Source organism: Paraburkholderia sp. SIMBA_054 (genome assembly GCF_046534875.1).
Classification (GTDB): domain Bacteria; phylum Pseudomonadota; class Gammaproteobacteria; order Burkholderiales; family Burkholderiaceae; genus Paraburkholderia; species Paraburkholderia hospita.
Window position 1 is genome coordinate 169,658 of sequence record NZ_JAWRXV010000005.1, and the last position, 14,587, is coordinate 184,244.

The window sequence follows — 14,587 nt, forward strand, 5'->3', positions numbered from 1 at the left end:
CGTTCGCTTGACAGAATTCGCCACGAAATTGCCAGGCGGCGACGCACCCAAAATGCATCGCATCCGTGCCCACGCTGAGCCCGATTTTTCGACCGTCCGGTCGGCTGGCCAAGCTTGCCGATAAAGCGAATGCAATCGGACAAATCCCGGATCAGCCACGTCCGGACAGACGGTTGGCGCTATCATTGATCCTTTCCCGTCCGAAATAGCGCATCGCGCGTGACCCGCATGGCTTCCCACGACTACCTGAAGAAAATCCTCACCGCCCGCGTCTACGACGTCGCGCGTGAGACCGAACTCGAACATGCGCGGAATCTGTCCGCACGGCTGCGCAACCCGATTTACCTGAAGCGCGAAGACAATCAGCCTGTCTTCTCGTTCAAGCTGCGCGGCGCCTACAACAAGATGGCGCACATTCCCGCCGACGCCCTCGCGCGCGGCGTGATTACGGCTTCGGCGGGCAACCATGCGCAAGGCGTCGCGTTGTCGGCGGCGCGTATGGGCGTGAAGGCGATCATCGTGGTTCCCGTGACGACGCCGCAGGTGAAGGTCGATGCCGTGCGCACACATGGCGGCCCGACCGTCGAAGTCGTGCAGTCGGGCGAATCGTTCAGCGACGCCTATGCGCACGCCGTCAAGCTGCAGGAGCAACACGGCCTGACCTTCGTCCATCCGTTCGACGACGAATACGTGATCGCCGGCCAGGGCACGGTTGCGATGGAAGTGCTGAGCCAGCATCAGGCGCCCATTCACGCGATCTTCGTGCCCATCGGCGGCGGCGGTCTCGCTGCTGGCATCGCGGCGTACGTGAAATCGGTGCGGCCGGAGATCAAGGTGATCGGCGTGCAAACCGACGATTCGTGCGCGATGGCGCAATCGCTGAAGGCGGGCAAGCGCGTGACGCTGAACGAAGTCGGTCTGTTTTCGGACGGTACGGCCGTCAAGCTGGTCGGCGAAGAAACGTTCCGCCTGTGCCAGGAATATCTCGACGAAGTGCTGACCGTGGACACCGACGCACTGTGCGCGGCGATCAAGGATGTCTTCCAGGACACCCGCAGCGTGCTGGAACCGGCCGGCTCGCTGGCCGTCGCGGGCGCGAAGCAGTACGCGGAACGTGAAGGCATCGAAAACCAGACGCTGATCGCCATCACGTCCGGTGCGAACATGAATTTCGACCGCATGCGCTTCGTCGCGGAGCGCGCGGAAGTCGGCGAGGCGCGCGAGGCTGTGTTCGCGGTGACGATTCCCGAAGAGCGCGGCAGCTTCAAGCGTTTTTGCGAACTGGTCGGCACGCGCAGCGTCACCGAGTTCAACTACCGTATTGCCGATTCGGCGTCGGCCCATATCTTTGTCGGCGTGCAGACTCGCAATCGTAGCGAGTCCGCGCAGATCGCGGGCGCGTTCGAGGCGCACAACTTCGCCACCGTCGATCTGACGGGCGATGAACTGTCGAAGCAGCACATTCGCTACATGGTCGGCGGACGCTCGCCGCTCGCGCACGACGAACGCCTGTTCCGCTTCGAGTTTCCCGAGCGGCCGGGCGCGCTGATGAAGTTCCTGTCCTCGATGGCGCCGAACTGGAACATCAGCCTCTTCCATTACCGGAACCAGGGCGCGGACTACAGTTCGATCCTCGTCGGCATTCAGGTGCCGTCGGCGGAAGATTCGGAATTCGCGCGCTTCCTCGCGACGCTCGGCTATCCGTATTGGGAAGAGACATTGAACCCGGTGTATCGACTGTTCCTTGGATAACGAAGCACGCGCATGGCCTTTTCGCTCGACGACAAACTGGTAGTGGCGATCTCCTCGCGCGCGCTGTTCGATTTCGAGGAAGAAAACCGCGTGTACGAGGATGGCAATCTGCGCGACTACGAAGCGCTGCAGCGCGAGCGGCTGAACGTGCCGGCCAAGCCGGGCGTCGCGTTTCCACTGATTCGCAAGCTGCTTGCGCTGAATACGGGCGCGCACTGCGTGGAAGTGGTGATTCTGTCGCGCAGCGATCCCATTAGCGGCTTGCGCGCCTTCAGTTCGTGCCGCGAACATGGCCTGGCGATCGAGCGCGGCGTGTTCACGCGCGGCCGCGCGCCGTTCGCGTATCTGAAGCCGCTGAATGCGTCGCTGTTTCTGTCGGCGAATCAGGACGACGTGCGCGATGCTTTGGCCGCCGGATTTCCCGCTGCACGCGTGTTGCCTGAATCGGCGAAAATGGCGAGCAAGTATCCGGACGAAATCCGCATTGCGTTCGACGGCGACGCCGTGCTGTTTTCCGACGAAGCGGAGCGCGTGTTTCAGAAGGACGGCTTGGGCGCGTTCGTCGGTCACGAGATCGACAACAAGGATTTGCCGCTTGCCGATGGACCGCTGAAGCCTTTGTTGAAAGCGCTGCATCGACTGCAGACGCTGGCTGACGAAGCAGCGCCGATGCACATTCGCACTGCGCTGGTGACCGCGCGTTCGGCGCCTGCGCACGAGCGCGCGATACGCACATTGATGGCCTGGAACATCGAAATCGACGAAGCGATGTTTCTTGGCGGGCTGGACAAGAGCGCGTTTTTGCGCGAGTTCGAGCCGGACTTTTTCTTCGACGACCAAATTCGCCACTGCGAGTCGGCCCGTGACGTGACAGCGATCGGGCATGTATTGAGTGGCATCGTGAACGCATCATGACACCCGAACAATCACCGCTGGGCAAACCGTCCAGCTACACCGAACAGTACGACGCATCGCTGCTCTTTCCGATCGCGCGGAAGAATGCGCGCGAGCAGATCGGTATTGGCGCGACGTTGCCGTTTTTCGGCACGGACATCTGGAACGCGTATGAGCTATCGTGGCTGAATGCGCGCGGCAAGCCGCAGATTGCGATTGCCACTTTTTATATTCCGGCGGAGTCGCCGAATATCGTCGAGTCGAAGTCGTTCAAGCTGTATCTCGGCTCGTTTGCGCAGACTTCGTTCGATTCGATCGAGACGGTTCGCGACACGATCAAGCGGGATGTTTCTGCTGCGTGTGGGTCGTCCGTGTCGTTGCATCTTTATCCGCCGGCGGAGTTTTCCAAGCTCGCGATGGATGAGTTTGAAGGGACTTCGCTGGATCGGCTCGATCTGGATACCGATGTTTATCTGCCGGATGCTGGGTTGCTCAAGGCTGCGCTTGATGAGGCGCCTGTTGAGGAGACGCTGTTCTCCAATCTTTTGAAGTCGAATTGTCCGGTGACGGGGCAGCCTGATTGGGGTTCGGTGCAGATCCACTACGTGGGGCCGCAGATCGATCAGGCTGGGCTGCTGCGGTACATTATTTCTTATCGAAACCACACTGGGTTTCATGAGCAGTGTGTCGAGAAGATCTTTCTTGATGTGCTCAAGGTTTGTCGGCCTGTGAAGCTGGCTGTTTATGCGCGCTATACGCGGCGCGGTGGGCTGGATATCAATCCTTTCCGTACTAACTTTAATCTGCCGATGCCGGATAATTTGCGTACCGCAAGGCAGTGAGTTGGTTTTTTGTCTGCGACGCGGGGTGGTTTGCTTGCCTTTGCGCTGGCATCCGCGATTCGTTAGCTTGCTTCACGCGTTGCCCCTGTGCGGGGCGGCAACTACTTTTCTTTGCCGCCGTGTACAGACTGGAGACATCGTTGACACATGTACAGGGACATCGCTGACACATGATGGTCAGGGTTTGGGCTCCTTCAGGTCAAGTTTTTCGACACGCTGATGGGCGAACCAGAACTCGATCACCCCGTCTTCGTCCTCGCTCGGGCGGGCTGCCACATGCAAGCCCTTGAGCGCAATCGAGAGCTTCAGTTTCTCGCCCCGGAAGCGCACCACGCCGCTTGAGTTGACCAGTAAAACTTCATCGCCGGACTCGTATTCGGGCTCCGGGAGGCGATCGGGCATCCTGCTCAGGCTGCACGCGTAGCGGGTGACCGGCGTGGCCATCCCGAGTGCCTCGTGTGGACGCTCGGTGTTGTACACCTGCCGCCAGCGATCCAGTTCCTGCTGCACGTGCTCGTGCGTGCTGAAGGCGTGCCGCTGCAGCACTTCGGCCTTCAGCGAGCGGTGAAACCGTTCGTCCTTGCCATTGGTCTGCGGGTGATACGGCCTGCTGTAGCTCACATGGATACCCAGCCGGATCAGCCAGACGGCGAGCTCGGTGAGCTGTCCCGGCGCGCTGGGCGAGCCCCACGGCGCGCCGTTGTCGGTGTTGATGCGCGAGGGTAGCCCGTAGCAGCGGAACGCCTGCTCGAGCGCTTCCTGCACGACCTGCGTGGTGGTGCGCGAGCAGGCGCTCAGCACGATGTTGTAGCGCGAGTGATCGTCGATGACCGTCAGCGGCGCGCAGCGCCCGCTCTCCAGGGTCGGGAAGTCGCCCTTGAAGTCCATCTGCCACAGCGAGTTCGGATGCTCGTGCTCGAAGCGTTGCCAGTGCTGGCGCTGTCGCGACGCGTGTTCGTCGATCAGCCCGTGGCGCCGCAGGATCTCGGTGATGGTGGCAGGCGCGGGCACCTCGGTCTGGCCCAGATCGCGCAGGCGCTGTGCGATCTTGCGTCCGCCCCAGCCGTGCTGGCAGCGCAGGTCCAGCACCAGCGCTTCGATGTGCTCCGGTGAGCGTGTGGGGCTGTGATGCGGGCGGCGGGAGCGGTCGGCCAGTCCGTCGACGCCTTCGCTCTTATGGCGTCCAAGCCACTTGTAGCCCGTCTGACGGGTGATCTTGTATTTGCGGCACAACTCGCTGAACGGCACCGCCTGCGTGGCGGCATCGCGCACGAAGTCTTCGCGGAGATTCATGGTGTCTTTTGCATCCCAGGGCATGGTTGGAATCCGGGCGTTTGATTACCCGAAAGTGTCAGTCATGTCCCTGTACACCTGTCAGCTATGTCTCCAGTCTGTACACCGCCGCAAAGAAAAGTAGGCAAAAGAAAGCGGCTAACACCGCCAGTTCTTGTGTTTGCCTGAGGGCCCCCAAAGGTTCCTACGCTTCACACGGCAATCACGTGACTCATGCTCGTTGCCAGCGCATCGAACGAGCGCCTCACCTGCTCCACGCGCCCGCGTTGCGGCACGCCGTGCCGGATATTCCGCCGCCGCCCAGGTGGCAAACTGTGTGTAGGCCGTAGAGACACACACGCCTCACTTCCGACCGATAGCGCGCGCTCCACCATGTAAGAGCGCCAGGCTATACGACGCGACAACCTACACACAGTTTGCCACCTGGGCGGCACATACCATTCGCTGCCGCTGGCCCGTGTATAGGAATTTGAAGCAGGTGAGGCGCTCATTCAGCGCGCTGGCAACGCAGGCGAACAAGGACGTTGCCGTGTGAAGCGTAGGACCGGTTGGGGGCCCTCAGGCAAGAAGAAATATTGGCGGTGTTAGCCGCTTTCTTTTGCCTACTTTTCTTTGCGGCGGCAAAGAAAAGTAGGTGCCGCCCCGCACAGGGGCAACGCTTGAAGCAAGCTAACGAATCGCGGATGCCAGCACAAAGGCAAGCAAACCACCCCGCGCCGCAAGCAAAAAAACCTTACACCGCAGGCTTCTTATAAGCGACGCAGTCAACCTCAACTTTACAGTCGATAACCATCGACGACACCACACATGCCCGCGCAGGCGGATTCGCCCCAAAGTACTCCTTGAACACCTTGTTAAAGGAAGCAAAATCCCGCGGATCATCGAGCCACACCCCACACCGCACGACGTGCTCAGGCCCATACCCGGCCTCGGTCAAAATTGCCAGCACGTTTTGAATGGTCTTGTGCGACTGCTCAACGATCCCGCCATTGATCACTTCGCCGTTTTCCATCGGCGTCTGCCCCGACACGAACAGCCAGCCATCCGCCTCGACCGCACGCGCAAACGGCATCACCTGACCGCCCGTACCTTTGCCACCTTCAACGCCATAACGCTTCATCGTTCAACTCCTGTAACGTAAGCGCGTCCGCACCCAATGCGAATGCAAAAATTCAGAAACCCTGCGTAAGCTCAGCCCGCGACGCCGCCGTCGCCCCACGCGCCACAAACCTGCCCGCGCGCTCGCCCGTCGGCTTGCCATCGAGATACGACAGCACGCCATTCACCCACACCGCGTCGATGCCGTCGGCCGCCTGCTGCGGCTTGTCGAACGTCGCCGCGTCGCGCACGCGCGCCGGGTCGAACAACACGAGATCGGCGTGATAGCCGATGTGCACCTCGCCACGCTCCTTTAACCCAAAGCGCCGCGCAGACAAACTCGTCATCTTGCGAATCGCCTCTTCCAGCGGAATCAACTGCTGATCGCGCGCATAGTGGCCCAGCACGCGCGGAAACGCGCCCCACAAACGCGGATGCGGCAGCGGATCGTTCGGCAGGCCATCGGAGCCGACCATCGTCGCCGGATGCGAAAGGATGCGCCGCACATCGTCCTCGGACATGTTGTGATAAACGGCGCCCGCCGGTTGCAGCCGCTTCGCCGCTTCCTGCTGCGGCACACCCCATTCCGCCGCGATCTCCTTCACCAACTTGCCCGCCATCTCGGGATGCGGCGTCGACCACGTGATCGTGATGTCGATATCGCCCGTCACCTGCTTCACGTCGAGCGTCGACGAACTGCGGTTGTACGGATAACAGTCGCAGCCGACAGGATGAAACTGCCGTGCGCCTTCCAGCGACGCCAGGACCTCGACACTGCGCCCCCAGTTCGACGGCCCCGCGCATTTCAGGTGCGAGATGATGACAGGCACGCGCGCGTGCTTGCCGATACGGTACGCCTCGTCCATCGCATCGAGAATCGCATCGAACTCGGTGCGCATGTGCGTCGTGTACAACGCGCCCGCCACCGCGAGCGGCTCGGCGAGTGCCATCACTTCTTCCGTCGGCGCGGCGAACGCGGAGCTATACGCGAGCCCTGAACTCAACCCCAGCGCGCCATTCAAGAGCGCCTCTTCGAGCTGCACGCGCATCCCGTCGATTTCCTCGTGCGTCGCCGCGCGGTCGAGCCGGTCCATATGGTTGTTGCGCAACGCCGTATGTCCGATCAACGCGCCGACATTCACGGACGGCTTCGCTTCATTCACGGCATCGACATAGGCGGCGAACGTCGGATACTGAAACGCATCGCGCGGGCCGAGCAGGTTCATCGGATCGGGTGGATCGCCCTTGAGCGACACGGGCGACGCGCTGATCCCGCAATTGCCGACGATCACCGTCGTCACGCCCTGCGTGATCTTCGGCAGCATTTGCGGCGAACGGATCACGTGCGTGTCGTCGTGCGTGTGCACGTCGATGAAGCCCGGCGCGAGCGCGCGGCCGTTCGCCTCGATCACCTCTTCGGCCAGCCAGTTCGACAGGTTGCCGATCGCGGCAATCCTGCCGTTGCGCAACGCGACGTCGCGTTCGGCAGGCGGCGCGCCCGTGCCGTCATACAGTTGCGCGCCGACGATCAGCGTATCAGCGGCTTCGGGGTGCGAATGCATGGATCAATCTCCTAGCGGTTGTCGGTCGCCGCCGCCGCGATGCGCATCGAGCGCATGCTTCATGCGGCGCAGCAGTTCGCGGCTCTCGTCGCCGAGGCTCACGGCCAGTTCGGTGACGAGCACGTCGAGCGCCATCATCATCGCGTAACGCGACGACGACGGCTTGTAGATGAAATCGGTTTCGAACGCGACGATGGGAATCACCCAGTCGGCCATCTTCGCAAGCGGCGACGCGGGCGCCGTCAACGTGATGAGCGTCGCGCCATAGCTGCGCGCGATCTTGCAGCTGTCGACCATTTCCGGCACGCGCCCTGTCGTCGAGAGCGCGATCACCACGGTATCGCGCGAGACCGTCGATGCAACCATGCGCTGCAGCAAACCGTCCTGATACGTCGCAACGGGCCGCCCCAGTCGCACGAGCCGAAAGCGCATTTCATCGGCAAGCGCCGTCGAGCCTCCGCCCATGCCGAACACGTAAATCATGCGCGCTTCGCGCAGCGCGGCGGCGGCCTGCGCCACAGGCGCCTGACACAGCAACTGATGATTGTGCGTGAGCGCCGTCTGCAGCTCGTCGAACACGCGCGTCGCCAATGGCTCGGGCGTATCGGCCTGCGCGCCAGGCTGCAGGAACCGCTGACCGACGGCAGCCGCCTGCGCGAGCCGCAGCTTGAGTTCGCGCACGTCACGGCAGCCAACCGCTTTCGCGAAGCGCGTAACCGTTGCGACGCTCACTTGTGCCCGCTCGGCCAACGCGCCGATGCTCGCCCGCGATGCGCCCGTCAGATCGTCGAGAATCAGCGCCGCGACCTTGCGCTCAGCCGAGCGCAATTCGGGCGCGCATTCTGCAATGCGGGCGACAATGTCGAAAGCAACGGGTTCGGCGGTGGAATTCATGGCTCGCAAGCACCACGCGCCGCCGGTAACATTGCTCGGCGCACGCGTGGTACTAAATAACATTTCATCAAACATCGTACTTTCGGTAACATACGAAAGTCAACTTCGATTCGATTTAACTGGCCGATGGAGCAGGATGACATGAAAGTTACAAACTATCAGGGAGCCACGATCGACCCTTATAGCAAGGGCTTGGGCAACGTACCGGGCGCGAGCATCCAACTGACGGACGCGCCGCGTCTCGAATGGAATCTGCTCGACGAAGACGTGAGTCTGCCCGCCGCCGTTCTGTATGCGGACCGTATCGAGCACAACCTGAAATGGATGCAGACGTTCGTCGCCGAGTACGGCGTGAAGCTCGCGCCGCACGGCAAGACGACGATGGCGCCGCAACTGTTCCGCCGCCAGATCGAAACGGGCGCGTGGGGCATCACGCTTGCGACGGCACATCAGGTGCGCGCCGCGTATCACGGCGGCGTATCGCGCGTGTTGATGGCGAACCAGCTGGTCGGCAAGCGCAACATGCTGATGATCGCGGAACTGCTGAGCGATCCGGACTTCGAGTTCTTCTGTCTCGTGGATTCCGTTGAAGGCGTCGAGCAGCTTGGCAACTTCTTCGGCTCGGTAAAGAAGCAGTTGCAGGTGCTGGTGGAACTCGGCGTGCCTGGCGGTCGCACAGGTGTGCGCGATGACGCGCAAACCCATGCCGTGCTCGATGCGATCGCGCGTTACCCGGATTCGTTGAAGCTCGCGGGCATCGAACTGTATGAAGGCGTGTTGAAGGAAGAACAGGAAGTGCGCGACTTCCTGCGCAGCGCCGTGAAGCTCACGCTCGAACTGTCGGACCAGGGTCGCTTCGCTCGCACGCCGGCCGTGCTGTCGGGTGCGGGTTCGGCGTGGTACGACGTGGTCGCGGAAGAATTCTCGAAAGCGTCGCGCAAAGACCGCATCGAGATCGTGCTGCGCCCGGGCTGCTATCTGACGCATGACGTCGGCATCTATCGCAAGGCGCAGACGGATATCTTCAAGCGCAATCCTGTCGCAAAGCGCATGGGCGAAGGGTTGTTGCCCGCGCTGCATCTGTGGGCGTATGTGCAGTCCATTCCCGAACCGGATCGCGCGATCATCGGCCTCGGCAAGCGTGACTCGGCGTTCGACGCCGGCTACCCCGAACCCGCGAAGCACTATCGTCCGGGCACGCAGGCGCCACGCGATGTCGCCGCCGATGAAGGTTGGGAAATTTTCGGCTTGATGGATCAGCACGCCTATCTGCGGATTCCCGCAGGCGCCGATCTGAAAGTCGGCGACATGATCGCGTTCGATATCTCGCATCCGTGCCTGACGTTCGACAAGTGGCGTCAGGTGCTGGTGGTCGATCCGTCGTATCGCGTGACGGAAGTGATCGAAACGTTCTTCTGATTGTTCTTCGATCGAAGCGGCGCTGCGTCTCACGACACAGCGCCGTTTTTTTATTGGCTCAGCGTCCGGTTTGCGTCGCTTCCACATCCGTCGCCGCAGACGCGGCTACTTCGCCGATGCGCGCTTCGAGCATCGTCAGCGCGCTCGACAGGCCAGCTAGCACATCGTCGGGCAAGGCGGCCATCGTGTCGTGCAGAAACGCATTGCGGTTCGGCAAGCTCGTTTCGATCGCGGCGCGGCCTTCCGCCGTGAGCTTCACATTCGTGATGCGGTTGTCGCGCTCGTCCATGCTGCGCGAGATCCAGCCCATCGCTTCGAGCGACTTCAGTTGCCGCGTCAGCGCGCCCGGATCGATACGCAAGCGTTCGACCAGCTTCTTCTGCGACGACTCGCCCGCCTGCTCGTACAACGCGAGCAGAATGCGCCAGCGCGGCATCGGATGCCCGACGCGGCCTTCGAACGCCGACATGAACGCGCGGTACGTGCGTCCAAACTGATGCAGGATAGCGACGCGGTCCTGTTCTTCCATGATCTATCTTCGATTCAAAAGCGCTTACATTCCCGTCAATCCGCGTGGATGACCGGCTCGATCTGCTTGCGCAGTTTGACGGGTGGCACGCGCCGGCTCTGCCAGATCGCGAACAGCGACACCAGCGCGCCGAGCATCAGGCCGATATGGATCGCGCCCACCAGCGACTCGCGCGCCGACTCCAGCAGCACGGCACCATTGTGCCCTGCCTTCGCGAGTTCGCTCAAAAGTGTGTGCTGCGCGTCGCGGTTCACGAGGATCTGCGGATCGCCGAGATCGGCGAACCATTGGCTCGCCTGATCGCCGTCGAGCGCGCTGCGCACGCCACTCGCATACATATGCGTGACGAGCGTGCCCGTCAGCGCCGTGCCGATCATCCCGCCGATCATCCGCAGCGATTGCAGCAGCGCCGTCGCGATGCCGAGATGCTCGCGGCCCGCCGTCTGCTGCGCGAACACGGTGAGATTCGGCAGCACGAAGCCGAGGCCAAGGCCGCCGAAGGTCATGAACAGCATCAGCAGCCAGTGCGGCATCGAGCGCGTCGCAATCACCACGCCGAGCGACGCTGCCGCGAATAGCGCAAAGCCGATGAACAGCATCACATTCGGGTTCGGCACGCGCGACACGATGCGCCCATTCGCAATACTGCCGATCGTGATGAACACGACGAGCGGCGTGATCACGAGTCCGGCCTCGTTCGGCGTCATGCCGAAGCCGCCCTGAAACAGCAGCGGCGCGTAGAACAGCAGCGAGAACATCGCGAAACCGCCGAGCACGGCCAGCACGAATAGCGCGGACAGGCTCTTGTTGCGGAACATGTCGATGGGCAGAATCGCTTGCGGGAAGCGCTTTTCCCACTTCCACAACGCAATCGCGCACGCGACGCTCACGACCAGCAACGCAAGCGCCGAAGCCGTGACGCCGTGCTTCGGCAGCAATTCGACGAACATCTGCAAGCTGCCGAGCGACAGCGCGATCAGCAGCGCGCCTGGCCAGTCGAGCCGCATCTTGCCTTTATGAACGACATGCCGCAGGTGCGGCAGATAACGCCACACGAAAAACAGCGACAACAAGCCGACGGGCAGATTCACGTAGAACACCGAGCGCCAGCCGTAGTACTGCGTGAGAAAGCCGCCGAGCGACGGACCGATGGCATTCGCAATGCCGAACGCCGTGCTCATCAGTACCTGCCAACGCAGCCGGACCACGGAATCGGGAAACAGATCGGGGATGCAGGCGAACGCGGTGCCGACCAGCATGCCGCCGCCGATGCCCTGCAAGCCGCGCGCGATCACCAGGAACAGCATGTTGTTGGCCGCGCCGCAGAGCACGGAAGCCGCCGTGAACACGACGATCGATGCAATGACGAACGGCTTGCGCCCGTAGTAATCGCCGAGGCGCCCGAAGATCGGCACGGTAATCACCGACGTCAGCAGATACGACGTCGCGACCCACGCGTAAAGTTCGAAGCCCTTGAGATCCGCGACGATGGTCGGCAGCGCGGTGCCGACCACGGTCTGGTCGAGCGCGACGAGCATCGAGACGAAAGAGACGCCGAGCATCGCCAGTAGCGACTCCCGGAACGGTAAGACTTGCCCACTCGAGTGGTGGGCGGCGGTATGCACGGCCATTTTTGATAGAGCAACAGTTGACGCGTCAACGATATGGAATCATACCATGCTGAATGGTTCTAATCCGGGTGCGTCGATTGCGGCCGTTTCATCAGACCCGTTTCATCCGACGCTTCTAAAAATTCCGAAATTCAGGGAGATTCATGGAACCGACTATGCTCGCCGCCCCGCCGCTTTCCGCGGACGACCTCGCGGCCCTGCGCCGCGCCAAACACGAGCTTGAAAGCCCGGCGCTGGCGATGAAGCTCGCCAGCATCGTCGGCTCGCCGATGGAAAAACTGATTTCGCGCATGCCGTCGATCGCCAGCGACAAGGTCAACGACGCGACCCAACTTGCGCTGCGCAAATGTCTGCAGATCGCGCTGCGCACGCTCGGGCGTCCGATGGCCGGCGCGCCGCTCGGCGTCAGCGACCGGCCGAGCAATCTGCTGCACAAGTTCGCGGTCGCGACGACGGGCGCGGCGGGTGGCGCATTCGGGCTGTTCGCGCTGCCCGTCGAGCTGCCTGTCACGACCACGCTGATGTTCCGCTCGATCTGCGATATCGCTCGCAGCGAGGGCGAGGATCTGACTTCCGTCGATACGCAACTTCAATGTCTGACAGTGCTAGGGATGGGCGGCACGTCGAAAGCCGACGACGACGCCGATTACGGCTATTTCATCATGCGAGGCGCGTTGGCGCAGGCGGTATCGAAAGCGTCGTCGGAGATCGCGACGAAGGGTTTCACGACGCACGGCTCGGCGGCGCTGCTGCGGCTGTTGAACACGATCGCGGCGCGCTTCTCGGTGCAGGTGAGCGAGCAGATCGCCGCGAAGTCGATTCCGGCGATCGGCGCGGTGCTCGGCGCGATGGTCAACACCGTGTTCATCGACCACTTCCAGCAGGTCGCGCACGGTCACTTCACCGTGCGCCGGCTCGAACGCCAGTACGGCATGGACGCCGTGCAGGCCGCTTATCAGGCGATCGACCTTTCGCTCGCCGGATGAACGTCGCGCGGCTCGCTCGTCACGCGCGCGACGAAACGCGCGGCGAGATCGAGCGCGCGGCGCGCTTCGGGAATGAACGGCGCCCAGAGCTGCCACACGTGCGGCATCTTGCGCCAGATCTCGAAGTCGATATCGACGCCCGCTGCGCGCGCCTTGTCCGCGACGCGGCGCGAATCGTCCAGCAGGACTTCTGTGCTGCTCACCTGCATGAAGAGCGGCGGCAGACCCTTCAGGTCTGCGAAGAGCGGCGATGCGTACGGATGGGTAGCCGGCGTGTCGCCGAGATACAGCCTCGCGGCCCGCGCGATGGAAGGACCGTGAAACATCGGATCGATGCCGTCGTTGGTTTGCAGCGACGCGCCCGTCGCCGCGAGATCGGTCCACGGCGAAAACAGGATCGCGCCTGCCGGCAACGGCTCACCCGCATCGCGCAACGCGACGAGCGTCGCGAGCGCGAGGCCGCCGCCCGCCGAATCGCCTGCGAGCACGATCGAGTCGGGCTTCGTGCCGTCTTCGAGCAAGCTACGGTACGCGGCCAATACATCGTCGAGCGCGGCGGGAAACGGGTTCTCGGGCGCGAGCCGGTAATCGAGCGAGAACACGCGCGCGCCGCTGCGCGATGCGAGACCAAAGGACGCCGCGCGATGCGTCTGCGGCGAGCAGAAGTAATACCCGCCGCCATGCAGATAGAGGATCGTCGCCGTGTGCCTGCCGTCGACGCGCGTCAGCCATTCGCCGCGCAACGGCCAGTCGTGCTCGCCATAGCGCTCATCCAGCGTCCAGCCCGACGGCACACGCGGCGTGTACGCGCGCTTCGCCGTCATCCTGCGCGCGCGTTCGGCGCTGATCGTCGGATGCCGCGTCTGCGGATGAAACTGACGGCGCAGGAACCAGCATGCCAAGGCGCTTTGCCAACTCATCGGGGCACTCTCCATCGCGGGTTGAATCGCCATGGTACGTGGCTTTCGACGCGCTTCAATCGAAGGCGGCTTCTATTGGCGACGTGGACAGGCGCGCGCCGCTTGAAAAGAAAAATGGCCGGAACCGCCGCTGACGGTTCCGGCCATCGTGTTCGATTGCGTGCTTCGTTTAATTCGCCGGCAACACCTGGCCGCGAATTTCACCCGTCGGATTCTGCGCGGTGTGAACGTTGAAGTACCACTGACCGCCCATCAGGTCGGTGACCTGTTGCTCTGTCAGCGTCGCGGAACCTTTGATAGGAGTGGCCAGCGCGTTCTTGTCGATGGGCACCTGCACCTTGGCGTTCTGCCCGACGGGTGCAGGACCGTGGAAGTGCGCCATCGTCACGGGTCCCGACAGGCTCTCGTAAGTCGCTGTCCACTTGAGTGTGTTCGTCGAAGTATCGAACGTGGCGTTCAGTGCGCCATGTCCGTGACTCACGCGCGGTGGCACTTCACTCGACGGCTCGAGGTCGGCCTTCAATTCCACCGTATCCGCCAGCGCGACACCCGACGCCAGCGCCCACAAGACAGCAACCATGCTCAGCTTTCGAATTGCAATCATCGTTCTCTCCGAGTCTTTGCGCTCAGGATCGGCGTCGCGTCACGCGCAGTGCGTAAGCGGACGCCGTCTCATGCGCCAGCACATACTAGTGTAATTCGGAGCGCTGCGCGTGACGCACGCGCAGCGGTGCAAAGCGTTGCGAAGCAGGAGAAGGAACGGGAAG

Annotated in this window: 13 protein-coding genes; 5 read left to right on the forward strand and 8 right to left on the reverse strand. The window is 62.5% G+C overall.

Translation table 11 applies throughout. The features are described 5' to 3' along the window. Nucleotides 1–228 precede the first annotated feature (228 nt). Genes ilvA through queF form a run of 3 tightly spaced genes read left to right on the forward strand, consistent with a single transcriptional unit; the run spans nucleotide 229 to nucleotide 3,488 of the window. Complete coding sequence (gene ilvA / locus SB822_RS08115; protein WP_007579750.1) at nucleotides 229–1,752, forward strand: threonine ammonia-lyase, biosynthetic; 1,524 nt, start codon at nucleotides 229–231, stop codon at nucleotides 1,750–1,752. 12 nt (nucleotides 1,753–1,764) lie between these two features. Continuing rightward, the gene (locus tag SB822_RS08120; protein ID WP_090835945.1) at nucleotides 1,765–2,667 is read left to right on the forward strand and encodes a 5'-nucleotidase; all 903 of its coding nucleotides are present in this window, start codon (nucleotides 1,765–1,767) and stop codon (nucleotides 2,665–2,667) included. Beyond that, entirely contained in the window at nucleotides 2,664–3,488 is an 825-nt protein-coding gene (gene queF, locus SB822_RS08125) for an NADPH-dependent 7-cyano-7-deazaguanine reductase QueF (RefSeq protein WP_090835944.1), read from the forward strand. The genes SB822_RS08120 and queF overlap by 4 nt, the downstream gene beginning before the upstream one ends. A gap of 177 nt (nucleotides 3,489–3,665) precedes the next feature. Here the strand turns inward: queF and SB822_RS08130 are convergent, their stop codons facing one another. The 4 genes from SB822_RS08130 to SB822_RS08145 form a co-directional block, all read right to left on the reverse strand. Continuing rightward, nucleotides 3,666–4,805: an IS481 family transposase gene (locus SB822_RS08130; RefSeq protein WP_410854449.1), complete on the reverse strand. Its 1,140-nt coding sequence runs from the start codon at nucleotides 4,803–4,805 to the stop codon at nucleotides 3,666–3,668. A 709-nt stretch (nucleotides 4,806–5,514) separates the two neighbouring features. Continuing rightward, nucleotides 5,515–5,901, reverse strand: a complete 387-nt coding sequence (locus SB822_RS08135; RefSeq protein ID WP_007579747.1) for a RidA family protein — start codon at nucleotides 5,899–5,901, stop codon at nucleotides 5,515–5,517. A 52-nt stretch (nucleotides 5,902–5,953) separates the two neighbouring features. Beyond that, the gene (locus tag SB822_RS08140) at nucleotides 5,954–7,441 is read right to left on the reverse strand and encodes an N-acyl-D-amino-acid deacylase family protein (RefSeq protein WP_007579746.1); all 1,488 of its coding nucleotides are present in this window, start codon (nucleotides 7,439–7,441) and stop codon (nucleotides 5,954–5,956) included. Between the two features lie 3 nt (nucleotides 7,442–7,444). Beyond that, entirely contained in the window at nucleotides 7,445–8,335 is an 891-nt protein-coding gene (locus SB822_RS08145) for a MurR/RpiR family transcriptional regulator (RefSeq protein ID WP_007579745.1), read from the reverse strand. Between the two features lie 141 nt (nucleotides 8,336–8,476). On the opposite strand from SB822_RS08145, the gene SB822_RS08150 reads away from it, so the two are divergent. Further along, complete coding sequence (locus SB822_RS08150) at nucleotides 8,477–9,754, forward strand: amino acid deaminase (protein ID WP_007579744.1); 1,278 nt, start codon at nucleotides 8,477–8,479, stop codon at nucleotides 9,752–9,754. Nucleotides 9,755–9,812: 58 nt separating this feature from the next. Here SB822_RS08150 and SB822_RS08155 read toward each other — a convergent pair whose 3' ends face one another. Both SB822_RS08155 and SB822_RS08160 read right to left on the reverse strand, forming a co-directional pair. Continuing rightward, nucleotides 9,813–10,283, reverse strand: a complete 471-nt coding sequence (locus SB822_RS08155) for a MarR family winged helix-turn-helix transcriptional regulator (protein ID WP_007579743.1) — start codon at nucleotides 10,281–10,283, stop codon at nucleotides 9,813–9,815. A 35-nt stretch (nucleotides 10,284–10,318) separates the two neighbouring features. Then, the gene (locus SB822_RS08160) at nucleotides 10,319–11,914 is read right to left on the reverse strand and encodes an MDR family MFS transporter (protein WP_007579742.1); all 1,596 of its coding nucleotides are present in this window, start codon (nucleotides 11,912–11,914) and stop codon (nucleotides 10,319–10,321) included. Between the two features lie 143 nt (nucleotides 11,915–12,057). On the opposite strand from SB822_RS08160, the gene SB822_RS08165 reads away from it, so the two are divergent. Then, entirely contained in the window at nucleotides 12,058–12,900 is an 843-nt protein-coding gene (locus tag SB822_RS08165) for an EcsC family protein (RefSeq protein WP_090835004.1), read from the forward strand. On the opposite strand, the gene SB822_RS08170 is transcribed toward SB822_RS08165, so the two are convergent. Together SB822_RS08170 and SB822_RS08175 are read right to left on the reverse strand one after the other, a co-directional pair. Next, nucleotides 12,870–13,820, reverse strand: coding sequence for an alpha/beta hydrolase (locus SB822_RS08170; RefSeq protein ID WP_090835056.1), 951 nt, complete (start codon nucleotides 13,818–13,820; stop codon nucleotides 12,870–12,872). The two genes, SB822_RS08165 and SB822_RS08170, sit on opposite strands and share 31 nt — an antisense overlap. A 169-nt stretch (nucleotides 13,821–13,989) precedes the next feature. Then, a complete protein-coding gene (locus SB822_RS08175) occupies nucleotides 13,990–14,424 on the reverse strand; it encodes a CHRD domain-containing protein (protein WP_007579738.1) in 435 nt (144 codons plus the stop codon). Nucleotides 14,425–14,587 lie beyond the last annotated feature (163 nt).